Annotated in this window: 12 protein-coding genes; all 12 read right to left on the bottom strand. The window is 44.6% G+C overall.

Annotation, left to right across the window (positions count from 1 at the left end):
• Positions 1–84: 84 nt before the first annotated feature.
• Positions 85–651, bottom strand: a complete 567-nt coding sequence (locus C805_RS10170; RefSeq protein WP_016213735.1) for a DUF1653 domain-containing protein — start codon at positions 649–651, stop codon at positions 85–87.
• Positions 652–757: 106 nt separating this feature from the next.
• Positions 758–1,300 (bottom strand): phosphatase PAP2 family protein, encoded by a 543-nt coding sequence (locus C805_RS10165; RefSeq protein WP_016213734.1) that lies wholly within the window; start codon positions 1,298–1,300, stop codon positions 758–760.
• Positions 1,301–1,349: 49 nt separating this feature from the next.
• A complete protein-coding gene (locus C805_RS10160; protein WP_016213733.1) occupies positions 1,350–1,997 on the bottom strand; it encodes a potassium channel family protein in 648 nt (215 codons plus the stop codon).
• Positions 1,998–2,010: 13 nt separating this feature from the next.
• Positions 2,011–3,345, bottom strand: coding sequence for a TrkH family potassium uptake protein (locus C805_RS10155; RefSeq protein WP_016213732.1), 1,335 nt, complete (start codon positions 3,343–3,345; stop codon positions 2,011–2,013).
• Positions 3,346–3,806: 461 nt separating this feature from the next.
• Positions 3,807–5,132, bottom strand: coding sequence for a methyl-accepting chemotaxis protein (locus tag C805_RS10150; protein ID WP_016213731.1), 1,326 nt, complete (start codon positions 5,130–5,132; stop codon positions 3,807–3,809).
• A gap of 52 nt (positions 5,133–5,184) precedes the next feature.
• A complete protein-coding gene (locus C805_RS10145) occupies positions 5,185–5,688 on the bottom strand; it encodes a chemotaxis protein CheW (protein WP_016213730.1) in 504 nt (167 codons plus the stop codon).
• Positions 5,689–5,691: 3 nt separating this feature from the next.
• On the bottom strand, positions 5,692–7,827 hold the full coding sequence (locus C805_RS10140; RefSeq protein ID WP_016213729.1) for a chemotaxis protein CheA: 2,136 nt from the start codon (positions 7,825–7,827) through the stop codon (positions 5,692–5,694).
• A 56-nt stretch (positions 7,828–7,883) separates the two neighbouring features.
• A complete protein-coding gene (locus tag C805_RS10135; RefSeq protein WP_016213728.1) occupies positions 7,884–8,276 on the bottom strand; it encodes a response regulator in 393 nt (130 codons plus the stop codon).
• A gap of 17 nt (positions 8,277–8,293) precedes the next feature.
• Positions 8,294–9,316, bottom strand: a complete 1,023-nt coding sequence (locus tag C805_RS10130; protein ID WP_016213727.1) for a protein-glutamate methylesterase/protein-glutamine glutaminase — start codon at positions 9,314–9,316, stop codon at positions 8,294–8,296.
• 43 nt (positions 9,317–9,359) lie between these two features.
• Positions 9,360–10,163: a CheR family methyltransferase gene (locus C805_RS10125; protein WP_016213726.1), complete on the bottom strand. Its 804-nt coding sequence runs from the start codon at positions 10,161–10,163 to the stop codon at positions 9,360–9,362.
• Positions 10,164–10,264: 101 nt separating this feature from the next.
• Complete coding sequence (locus tag C805_RS10120) at positions 10,265–11,350, bottom strand: response regulator (RefSeq protein WP_016213725.1); 1,086 nt, start codon at positions 11,348–11,350, stop codon at positions 10,265–10,267.
• Position 11,351: 1 nt separating this feature from the next.
• Positions 11,352–12,821: an ATP-binding protein gene (locus tag C805_RS10115; RefSeq protein ID WP_016213724.1), complete on the bottom strand. Its 1,470-nt coding sequence runs from the start codon at positions 12,819–12,821 to the stop codon at positions 11,352–11,354.
• Positions 12,822–13,076: the final 255 nt, after the last annotated feature.

Raw genomic sequence — 13,076 nt, 5'->3', positions numbered from 1 at the left:
GGAGTATTACACTGCTGCAATTTACACCCACAGGTTTTCCATTTACCCGCAGGAAACTGCTGCTGCCGGATATTGTGCAGGTTCTCACGAATGTCCGTTTCGTCCCACCTCATATTTCTGAAAGGTGCGCACACAGGTTTTCAGTTCTTCATAACGCCGGTCCAGAGGTCCTTCCTCAATCACCACGTCCAGCACCACCGCCATGTTATTAATCATCCGGTCTGTAATATCCTCCCGCATATCCAGCAAAATCTCATATTTTTCTTCCATGGTCCTGGCGTCAAAAAAAGCCATCAGTTTTTCTTCCGCAGTGTTTCCGTATCCGGTTTTTTTCGACGTCTTTACGGTCTTTACGGTATTCCCGTATCCGGTTTTTTCCGGCGTCCCGGCCATGTCGCCGGAAAGATTCAAAGGAGTCTCCTCCATCAGCTGAAACCGGTATTTCTGGCATATCTCTGGATATTTTTTTGTGTCCACAGGACTGACAAACTGTTCCAGAGGTCTGGCGAACACCTGAAAATCTTCGTACAGAGCCTGATAAATTACCAATGGCTCACCTGTTTCCGAGTGTCTGGCAATTGTGATAATCTGGTAGAGTTTCTGCTTAAAATGCAGATAACGTTCTCCGGGTTTTGGATTTCCCTGGGGCATAATATCTCCTCTTTTCTGTAAATGAAAGACTCCGCTTAAAGCAGCGCGGTTTCCGGCCTTAAACATCGCAGCGCCGCGGATATAAATTCAGGTAACTGTAACATATTCATTTTGTTCTGGCTGCTTCCCGGTGTTTCGTAAAATACATGACACAGACTGCTGACAGCAGACCCACTGCTGCCCCGCAGAGTACATCCGAGGGATAGTGGACTCCCACATACAGCCTGGACAGGCAGATCACCACTGCCAGGATCAGCGCCGGCAGTCCCATGCTCCGGGGCAGCTCCCGGTACATGACAAATGATGCCGCTATGGAACTGGTGGAATGCCCGGACGGAAAAGACCAGTCACTGGCCGTTACCAGTGCATGCAGCTCTGGTATCATGGTATAAGGCCTTGGACGCATAACCAGATTTTTCAGCAGCACATTGGTTATCAGGGCCCCAAAAAGCAGGGCAAACGCCATATACATGCCGGTCCGCTGATACTTTTTCCATATCAGGAAACAGGCGGTCAGCACAATCCAGACAGCCCCTCCGTTTCCCAGAGAGGTAAGAAACAATACCACGGGATCCAGCCATTCAAACCGCAGAAATTCCTGAATCAGCAGCAGAATGTTACCATCCAGTTCTGTAATATATTGTACCATTCCCATACTCCTTTTATCCTTTGTATGTTTTATGACGGCTGATTCCGTATTATAACCGTTTCAGTATCCTGTCAATGTCTTCTTTTTTCCCTATAACCATCAGATGTTCTTCTTTGACGAACCTGTGATCCGCATCCGGCAGAAGGCTGGTACGTCCGTCCTGTTTGATTCCCAGAATGCTGGCATTGTACGCCACCCGGAAATTCACTTCTTTTATGGATTTTCCAATCCATTCTTCCAGAGGCTGAATCTCGTAAATGGAATATTCTCCCATTTCCAGATAATCATACACATGGTTGGCACTGACCTTCACCGCAATCCGTTTTGCAATGTCCCGGTCAGGATAAACTACCTCATCCGCTCCGTTCCGCAAAAGAAACTTGGCCTGGATATCTCTGGTGGCCTTGCTGATTACATAGGGCGCCCCCAGGTCTTTCAGAAGGCTGGTGATTTCCAGACTGCTCTGAAAATTGGTTCCGATACATACGAAACAGATGTCAAAATTGCGGACGCCAAAACTTTTCAGCACTTCTTCTTTGGTACAGTCCCCGATTTTTGCACTGGTAACAAGAGACAGAATATCCTCCAGATTTTCTTCGTTTTCATCTACTGCCATCACGTCGTTTCCGTTTTTTACCAGACTCTGGCATAAATGCCTGCCGAATCTTCCCATTCCAATTACAAGGATTGATTTCATTTCTCACTTCCTCCTATCCGATTGTGATACGCTCTATGGGCAATTTTACCAGAGACCCCTGCTTTTTCTCCGTAAAAGACAATGCAAAGGACATACTTCCGATTCTTCCGCTGTACATCAGAAAGATCAGAAGATACTTTGACGCTGTGGTAATTTCCCTTGTAATTCCCGTTGAAATTCCTACTGTTCCGATTGCTGAAAATATTTCCATAAATATATCCGACAGCGGAAGCGCTGTTTCCAGACCACACATAAGCAGAGCCGATACGGAAGCCAGCAGCATGTTAATAAAAAACACGGTACTTGCTTTTCTGACAGAATCTTCATCCAGCCTTCTGCCAAAGATATTCAGTCCCTTTTTATTCCGCAGGCTGGACCAGATATATAAAAGGATCACCATCATGGTGGTTGTCTTTACACCGCCTGCTGTGGAACCGGGGCTTCCCCCGATAAACATCAGAAGTACCGTAAGCAGTCTGGAAGCCTCTGTGTACGCCCCGGTATCCGTAGTATTAAATCCTGCGGTCCTGGGAGTCACTGCCCCGAATATGGAGGACAGAATCTGCCCTTTTGCATCCATGCCTGCCAGCAGATTGTCCCGCTCAAACAGATAAAAGCAGATACTTCCCGCCGCAATCAGCACCACGGTCATGGTAAGGACAATCTTCGTATGCAGCATATATTTTTTCACATTCCATTTATGGACAGAGATATCGTCCCATACGATGAATCCGATACCGCCCAGAATAATCAACGCCATAATCACCAGATTGACCAGTATATCGTCGTAATACGTGGTCAGAGAGCCATAGGGCTCGAACTGGCCCATCAAATCAAACCCTGCGTTGCAGAAGGCAGAAATGGAATGAAAAATGCCATACCAGATTCCTTTTAACCAGCCGAACTGGGGAATAAACCTTATCATCAGAAGCAGCGCTCCGCCTCCTTCGATTATAGCCGTATAAAACACTATCTTCCTCACCAGACGTACCACCCCGCCAATCTGCAGGGTGTTGACACTCTCCTGAATCAGATTCCGTTCTTTCAGGCCGATTTTCCGTTTCAGAAAAATGGAGAAGAAGACTCCTATGGTAATAAACCCCAGTCCTCCTGCCTGAATCAGAACCAAAATTACAATCTGACCGAACAGCGTCCAGCTGCTGTATGTGTCCACTACTACCAGTCCTGTCACGCAGGTACTGCTTGTTGACGTAAACAGGGCATTCAGAAAACCTGCGCTTTCCCCGTTTCTGGATGCTGCCGGCAGCATTAAAAGTACAGTTCCCGCCGCGATAATCAGTAAAAATCCGAGTGCAATGGTCTGCACCCTGCTTAATCTCCGAGTCATAATATTTCCTCCTACCCGCCAATTATACAAAACTATACCGGAACTGTAAAGAACAAAAAAGCGGACAGGTCCGCATCATCTCCCTGAATCCCTCATTCATGAGGGACCTGGACGGTTTGCTGCGCCGAGTGCGGTCGCTTTAGCGACATCTTCTATTCGCACGAGTGCGCATATTATTTTTATCTTATAGGAAAGATACTTTCATGCTTTAGCGTGACAAGGTCTTTCCTATAAGATAAAAAAGAATCCTGCTTTGCAGGATTCTCCGCCTGCGGCGGGTCGCTTTAGCGACATATTTCTTTTCCGCCGCAGTGTGATAATTGTCTTTTATTCTATAGGAAATCCAGAGGAATTTCCTATAGAATAAAAAAGAATCCTGCTTTGCAGGATTCTCCGCCCGGCTCTGGCTGCTATAGCAGCCCATCCATACAGACTGCTATAGAGTTTCACCTTCATACCTGTTAATATTTCCCGAAATCGCCTTCCAGAGAAATAATCTTTTCATTGTCATCCGACTTGCTGTAAATATCCGAATCTGTGGAGGCACTGAATCTGCTTCCATTGTCTTTCAGCTTGTAATTTCCTACCAGACTGCGCAATGTTGCCGCCTGATTTGACAGCTCTTCGCTGGCTGCCGCACATTCCTCGCTGGTTGCGGAATTTGTCTGAGTTACCTGCGATACCTGATTGATTGCCTGATCAATCTGTGTAACTGCCGTTGCCTGGTCATTGGATGCCACTGCAATACTGTGGGTCAGCTCTACCACATGTTCAATCTTGCTCATAATCTCTGACAGAGAACCGCTGGTTTCTTTGGCTATCTTGGAACCAAGGCCTACCTTGTGGATAGAATCCTCAATCATTTCCGCTGTTTCACTGGCTGCAGATGCACTCTTGCCTGCAAGGCTTCTTACTTCCTCCGCCACAACTGCAAATCCTTTTCCATGAACGCCTGCCCTTGCCGCTTCAACTGCTGCATTCAACGCAAGGATATTGGTCTGGAAAGCAATGTCATCAATCACTTTGATAATTTTGGAGATATTCTCAGAAGCCTCGTTGATATCTGTCATGGCACTCATCATCTCTGTCATGCTGTCATTTATATTGATGGCTTCTTTGCCCATATTTTCCACCAGATCATTTGCTTCGTTGATCTGTTCCACATTTACCTTGGTTCTCTCTGCAATTTCATTCATGGAAGCTGTAATTTCTTCCGTAGCGCTTGCCTGCTGTGTAGCTCCCTGTGCAAGCGCCTGGCTTGCATCTGATACCTGCTCCGCCCCTACCGTTACCTGCATGGTAGATTCTCTGATATCAGAAAGCATTCTGTTGTTTTCCCGGATAATGCCTTCCAGTGCATTTCCCAGCACGTCCTTGGCGCCTTTTGGTTTTACATCAGCAGTCAGATCTCCCACTGCGATCATTTCGGAAATCTCACCCTGGTATTTAATATTATCAATGATTTTCTGGAATTCATCTACTACTTCTCCGAATTCGTCATTTTTCAGCTTTGTCAGTGTAATGTCTGCATTACCTACTGCAATTTCCCTTGCAGCATTGGCCAGAATATCCAGTGAAAGACGGATATCTCTCAGAATACTTACAGACAAACCAACTGAAAAACTTAAGGTTATTACCAGCAGAACTGCAAGAATAATCCGTTCCCGCAGAGTTTCCGCATCTGAGGACGCCAGAACATTATAGCTGATTACTCCCATTGCAAGAATCAACAACCCGATGATTGCAAAACCAGCAATCAACCGTGTCCGCATTTTCATATCTTTCATTACTCTTATCCTCCTTGTCATCTTCCCGTTACATAAATTTGATATTTGCCGACTATTCCGGTAATGTCGGGTCTTCGTCTCTGATAAGTTTTTCCGGATCCAACAATAACTTTACCTCATCTGCCACCCTTACCAGGCCGAACACATACTTATCTCTTCCATAACTGTTCTGATTCAACGAGGGAGGCGGGATGATGCTCTTCTCATCAATGGTAATTACGTCTGCAATCTGTTCCACAATCAGACCCACCATTGTATCTTTTACATCAATCACAATAATGCAGGTACGGTCCATATACTCAAAGGGTTCCTGCTTAAAACGTATCTTCACATCAATAACCGGTATGATTTTTCCCCGGATATTGATCAGACCCTTTATATAATCCTCTACTTCCGGAACCGGAGTGATTGCCTGTGTGCCGATAATTTCATTTACATAATTAATTGCAATTCCATAATATTCGTCACCTATGCGGAATGTCATGAACATCCCTTTCTGGGAATCTTCTTCCAGTTCTTCCAGTTCATCCAATTCATCCATTAATTCTTCTGCCATGGCTTAACTCCTTTCCTGTCCGGCAATTAACCCTGCAATATCCAGAATCAGCGCAATGCTTCCATCCCCAAGCTGGGTACATCCGGAAAGACCCTGCACTTTTTTAATATAGGAAGGAATTGGCTTTACTACAATCTCCTGTTCTGCAATCAGCTGGTCAATGAATACGCAGACATACTTATTCTCATGTTCCAGTACCACTACGATGCCTTCTTCAATATCTGTGTTTGATCCCGGCAGATGATACATTTCATTCAGTCTGATAAAGGGGTAACACTCGCCCCGGAGCATTACATATTCTTCTCCGTCAGGTTCTTTTACGATCATATCTCTGCTGATTCTGACAAATTCTTTTACAGCATTTGTCTCAATCACAAAAGTAGAATTACCCACCTGCATTACAATTCCGTTGATAATAGCCAGCGTCAGCGGAATTTTCATCGTCATTTCAGACCCGGCGCCTTCCATGCTGTCTATCTCCAGCTTTCCGCCAATGGCCTGAATATTCTTCACTACCACGTCCATTCCAACGCCCCGGCCCGAATACTCGGTTACCTGCTCTTTTGTGGAAAATCCTGCGTAGGTAATGAACTGGTAAATCTCCTTGTCTGTAAAATCAGACATGGGCCGGTTGCCGATCAGGCCATTATTTCTGGCCTTATTATACAGCACTTCTCTGTTCAGCCCCTTACCGTCATCTCTTACAATGATATATACCTTACCGCCTTCGTTCTTGGCTTCCAGTGTAATCTTTCCTCTGGCGCTCTTTCCTGCGGCAATACGTGTTTCCTTATCCTCAATTCCATGGTCTACGGAATTCCGGATTAAATGCATCAGCGGGTCGGAAATATGTTCAATAATGTTCTTGTCAACTTCCGTATTCTCACCGATGACCTCCAGTTCAATGTCTTTTCCCAGTTTTCTGGACACATCAAACACAATACGGTTCATTTTCTGGAATGTATTGGTCAGCGGCATCATACGCATGGACATAATAACATCCTGCAGCTCGGTGGTGATTTTGGAAAGCTGCCCTGCTGCTTTCTGGAAATTGGTCAGATCCAGTCCGGCTACTTTCAAATCCGGATTCTGCAGTACAACTGCTTCTGAAATAACAAGTTCCCCGATCATATCCATCAGGGCATCCATCTTCTCCACGTTTACGCTGATATAAGACTGCTTGGGAGAGGGCTTGGGATGGTTTTTGGCCAGTTTCTTTCCCTTGCCGGTTTCCTTATTCTTAATGACATAATCCCCTGGTGCAGGTTCTTTCTTCTCTTCCTTTTTGGTCTCGGCTGTTTTCTCCTTATCATCCATTTCAATGATAATCTGATCCGGTCCATGGTCATGGAAGCCCATTTCAAATTCCTGCTGGGTGCAGTCGTTGATTTCCACCCGTTCCATACCGGAGGTATCTCCGATAGCGCTCAGTATTTCATCGCTGGAGCACTGGCATTTAATCAGCATATGAAAACCGTCTTCCAGAATGACAGCCCCGCTGTCCTCATTGGAAATAATATCATCCGGCATATATTCCATATCATCTGTAATTTCTTTCAGGGAATATACGGCAGTATAGGCCCGGATGTTACACATCTGTGTATCACTTCGGTAATAGATGGACGCTTTATAATACTTATAACTCTCGCTTCCGGTAGGCGCAATATAAAACTGGCTGGGCTCCACATAAGTGTTCTCCGGCGGCAGTTCCTCGCCTTTTTCCTCAATGCCGGATTTAATCTTTTTCAGGAATTTATCAATATCATCTACAATTTTGGTTTCATCACCGTCAGGCGTCTCTCCATCCTTAATTTTATCCAGCTCTCCTGAAATGAAGTCTGCCACATCCAGAACATGGTCCACCAGCTCCAGGTGGGGAACATTCTCCGGACTGGATTCTCTTAAATAATAAAATACATCTTCCAGTTTATGGGATACCTTCGTGATATTTTCATACATCATAATACCCGAAGATCCTTTTATTGTATGCATGACACGGAAAATTTCATTGATGGAGGTTTCATCAAAACAATCTTCATCCTTTTTTTCCAGAACAGTATTCTGCAGAGTTTCCAGCAACTGCTCACTCTCGTATAAAAACATATCCAGCATACTGTCCGTGTTAAAATCTTCTGCCATTTTTTAGCCCCCTTTCTTCCCATTGTACTTTTTTGAACTGTATTTTTCTGATGTCATCATATCAGCTCCAGCTTCTTCAGAATCATTTCAAATTTATTCAGGTCTATGGGTTTGCCGGAATACACGGTACATCCCATTTCAAAGGCCTTCTTTACGTTCCTTTCCTCATTCAGCGCGGTGGTCATAATGATTTTCACACCGTCATTTCCCTGAATTCCCCGTTCCTTTTCAATGTCACGGATTGCCTTCAGGGCCTGATAACCATCCAGTACAGGCATCATAACATCCAGACAGATCAGATCATAAGGTTCTCCATCTTCCAGCGCCATCAAAAATGCATCGACAGCTTCTTCGCCGTCTACAGTAATATCACACTCTCCATACTTTTCGAGATAATTTGTCATAAATTTGCGGCTTGCGAAGTCGTCTTCCGCCAGTAAAATTTTCATATCCTCTACTCTCCTTTCTAAGTCGCTTTTAAAACACTGTATACTTTATTTGCTATATTCGAAAGTTCCGTCTGATACTGAACAGCCCCAATATCATAAGCAACTTTTGGCATACCGTAAACCACGCAGCTGGCTTCGTCCTGACCGATGGTGACAGCCCCTGCTTTTCTCATTTCCAGCAGTCCTTTGGCGCCGTCTCCTCCCATACCTGTGAGAATTACCCCCACCGCATCTTTTTTCGCGGTTTTGGCCACGGACTGAAACAGCACATCCACAGAAGGACAGTGTCCGCTGACCTTCTCTCCGGCCTTACATTCTACCTGATACATGCCGTTTACTTTCACCAGACGCATCTGTTTGTCTCCAGGAGCAATGAGCACCTGTCCGGGCAATACCCTGTCGCCGGTAACCGCCTCTTTTACCGCCACCTGGCACTGGTTATTCAGCCTGTTGGCATACATCTGGGTAAATCCGGGAGGCATATGCTGTACAATCACCACTCCCGGAATATCCTTCCGGAACTGACGCACCACGTCAAAAATAGCTTCTGTTCCTCCGGTGGAGGCTCCGATGGCTATCAGCATATTGCTTTTCAGGTTCGCCCTGTTATTCACCGGAAATGATTCCGGACGTTTCATTTTTCCAACTTTGACTGTGGACGCAATCTTTATCTTGGTTCCCAGCTCTTTTCTCAGAAAAGAGCTGACTTTATTACGGTCTATGGTATTGGGCTTACAGACAAAATCCACCGCTCCTGCTTCCATGGCGTCAAATACCTTCTCATCCATGGCACTGATAACCACTACGGGTAATGGATACTGAGGCAGCAGCTTTCTCAGAAATTCAATTCCGCCCATCCGCGGCATTTCCACATCCAGTGTCATAACATCCGGACGATACTTAAGGATTGCATCTCGCGCCGCATAAGCGTCTCCGGCCTGAGCCACCACTTCTATGGACGGATCCTCGCTCAGACTCTGTACCAACAGATTACGAAACAGCATAGAATCATCTACTACTAATACTTTAATCTTACGCATCCCGTTTCCCTGCTTTCTTTTAACTTAAATTCTCCTGTTTCATCTATTTTCGATATATGGATGGCTCTACATACTGAAAATTTGTTCCCTTTCTGTCAATAGATTCCGTAGTGCCCACAAACAGGTAACCTCCCGGCTCCAGATAATCGTAAACTTTGCGAAGAAGCTGCAGCTTGGTATTGTCATCAAAGTAAATCATCACATTGCGCATAAACACCACATGAAATTTTTTACGAAAGGGAAACGGGTTCATCAGATTGAACTGCCGGAAAATTAATTCCTGTTTTAACTCCGGCGTCACCTGATACTCCAGCTCATTTACTCTTTTAAAAAAGCGCCTTTTCCAGCCTTCCGGAAGAGGATCTATCTGCTCTTTCAGATATTTCCCCCTCTGGGCCTGCTCTAATACTTTCGTGGAAAGGTCTGTGGCAAGCACCCTGGTATCCCACATCTTATGATCCAGTCCGAAGAAATCTTTCAATACCATGGCAATGGTATAAGGCTCTTCTCCCGTAGAAGATGCGGCAGACCAGATCCGAACATCTCTTTTGCCTGCTTCCTTTGCCTTAATCTGAGGAAGCACCACCTTCCTCATAAAATCCATATGCTCAAATTCTCTCATAAAATATGTATGATTGGTAGTCAATACGTTAATCAGATTTCGCGCTTCTTCTCCTTTGGGATTCTTTTCAACCTTTGTCATGTACTCATCATATCCACTGTAGCCATTCCGCAGAAGATAATTTTCCATTCTCCCATTTACCAGTATCTGTTTTCCATTGAGATCTATGCCATACTTCTGCTTCACGTACACTACAATCCGATGAAATTCCTGTTCCGTAATCATAACTCCTAACTCCTGTCACATAAACTTCTATCAGATTTCACACTACTGTACCATATCTTCTATGGTACTATATTCATCTTTATTTGTCAATTCCGTTGCTGTTATCCTTCTTCATGATGAAGCTGTTTCTGCACCTTCAGAAATACATCTACGATCTCCGGGTCAAAAAACGTGCCGCTTCCTTCTTCAATGATTTTCAGGCTTTCTTCCTTACTGTAAGCCTTTTTGTAACACCGCTCTCCCAGCAGCGTATCAAAAATATCCACAACAATGGTAATTCTTGCCGACAATGGGATATCTTTCCTGCAAAGCCGCTCCGGATACCCGGTTCCATCCCATCTGGCATGGTGGTAACGGGCAATTTCAATGGCCATGGGCAGAAAACTGTTTTCCGGTGTGCTGTCATAGATCCGTTCCAGAATTGCCGCTCCCTGTTCCACATGGCGCTTTACAATTTCCATTTCCTTCTGCTCCAGAGGACCTGGTTTTGCCAGAATGTTACAGGGCGTCTGAATTTTTCCAATATCATGAAGTCTGGAGGCCACTCCTATGGTATCAATAAAACTTTCCGACACTTCTTCAGAAAATTCCGGACTGAACTGAAGGCTCTGAGCCAGCAGCCGACAGTTATAAGCCACATTGTCCAGATGGAATCTGGTATCCGTATCTTTCCCTTCTGTCAGAGTGGCCAGCGCATACAGAATATTCTTCTGTTCTTCCTCAATCCGTCTGGCCTGACTGCTGATTACGCTGTGCAGGCGGCGGTTGCTCAGTTCAAGTTCCTGCTGCATCTCGTAAATCTTCAGGTGATTTTTTACACGCATGGTAACTTCCGTCACCTCAAAAGGTTTTCCGATATAGTCCACAGCGCCCAGTTTAAATCCCCTGACTTTATCTTCGCTGGAATCTGCCGCCGAAATAAAAATAATGGGAATATCTCTGGTAATAGGATTTTCTTTCAGTCTTTCACAGAATTCATATCCATCCATTTCCGGCATAAACACATCCAGAAGAATTAACTGAGGCAGACTTTCTGCAATCAGCTTCGTGGCCTCGCCGGCACTGGCAGCACATCTGGGCGTATAACCCATTTCCAGAATAATATTTTCCAAAATCATCAGGTTGGCGTCCACATCATCCACAATCAGAATCTGAGGTACACTGCCGGGCCTTTCCATATTTTCCATATTATATTCCTCCGATGTTTTCTTCCAGTAATTCTTTTAAACTGTTATATTGTTCCAGGGCTTTTTCATATTTCTCTTTGCGCACATTCATTTCCAGACGAAACGCAGTTTTTTTCAGATCCTGAGGTCCTTCTTCCACCAGTTCCTTGATATTATGTGAAAATGTTTCCGCCTTATCCCAGGCTCCCACCTCCATACAGATAATCAGTTTCTCCATTTTGTTTCGGATTTCCTGATGGTTTTCTTCAGTGCCGAAATGAAAGATTTCCCCTATATTGTCGAATTTTGACATATCCTGATTCTGATTGATAAATTCAAACTGCTCCCGGACACTGTTTTCTTCTTTTTTGTTCTGTGCCACATGAAGCCTTACAGAGTAGGAAAAGCTGCTTCCCTTTCCCTTTTCACTTTCCAGATGGATACTGCCGTGCATAAGTTCCACCAGCTGCCTTGTAATGGCAAGCCCCAGTCCGGTTCCTCCGTATTTCCTGGTGATGGAAGCGTCCACCTGAGAAAAACTTTTGAATAATTTATCTTTTTCTTCCTGTGAAACTCCGATTCCTGTGTCAGATACCACAAAAAACAGTTCAATCTCATCATCAAACTGCACCGTTTTGGTTACTTCTATATTAATGTATCCCACACTGGTAAATTTTACCGCATTGGACAGCAGATTATTCAGAATCTGCGTCAGACGCAGCTCATCACCGATCAGATATGAGGGAATGGTCTTATCAATATTTACCATAATATGCAGCCCTTTGGAATTTATGGCTGTAATGTTTGTCTCCACTGCATGGTTTACCATCTGGTAGAAATCAAATTCTTTCTGTTCCAGCGTAAATTTCCCTGCTTCCAGCTTTGAAAAGTCCAGAATATTGTTGATAATTGCAGACATATTCTCGCAGCACCGGGTAATAATATCCAGTGTACGTTTCTGCTCCGGAGTCACCCCCGCCTCCAGCATATTGGTTACATGGCCTTTCACACCATTTACCGGAGTACGCAGCTCATGGGTCACATTTGCCACAAACTCATTTCTCACCTTAATGGTTTCTTCCATTTCTTCCTTCATGCGGACCAGCTTTCGTTCCGTCTCAATCCGCTTGGCCACGTTAATGGCAAAAATCAGATTCTGTCCTCCCTCTGCCATTACAGTCATGCGAACCGGAAAACAGGTTCCGTTTTTCCGGTACATCATTCCTTCTTTCATGGCTGCCATCACTTCCAGAAGATTTTTGTCCCTCATTTTCTCCTGCTGCAGATCTGCCTGAAACAAGGTAAAAAGATTGATATCAGTCAGTTCCTCTCCGTAACCAAGATCCTCTTTGGCCTGACTGTTGCCATACTGTATCCTCCCCAGCCTGTCAAATCTTATGATAATCTCCAGCGCCGCATCTGCAAACCGGTAAAAATCCTCCCCCTGAAATATTTCCTGTTCCTGCTCCATAATTTCCGCCCCTTCCTGCATGGTATTTTCCGCCTGTATTCCTTTGCTGTCATATCATTACATCCATTATTTTTAGTATACTTTTTTCGAAATTTTGTGTCAAGATAAAAGTAAAAAAGCGTACTTCCTGCCTAATTCTAACGTTATGTGCAAAGTGGGCATCCCGCCCGGAAATCTTTATTTTCATAAATAAATCCATGTATTTTAATATTTCACAGCGACAAAGTATTTCCTGTAAGAAGAAAAAATGGAATCCGCAGTCAGATACATCTGTAC

The organism is Eubacterium sp. 14-2, from assembly GCF_000403845.2.
In the GTDB taxonomy this organism is placed as follows: Bacteria; Bacillota; Clostridia; order Lachnospirales; family Lachnospiraceae; genus Petralouisia.
Note: the sequence above shows the minus strand (reverse complement) of the source record. Positions and strands in the feature narration are given on the sequence as shown.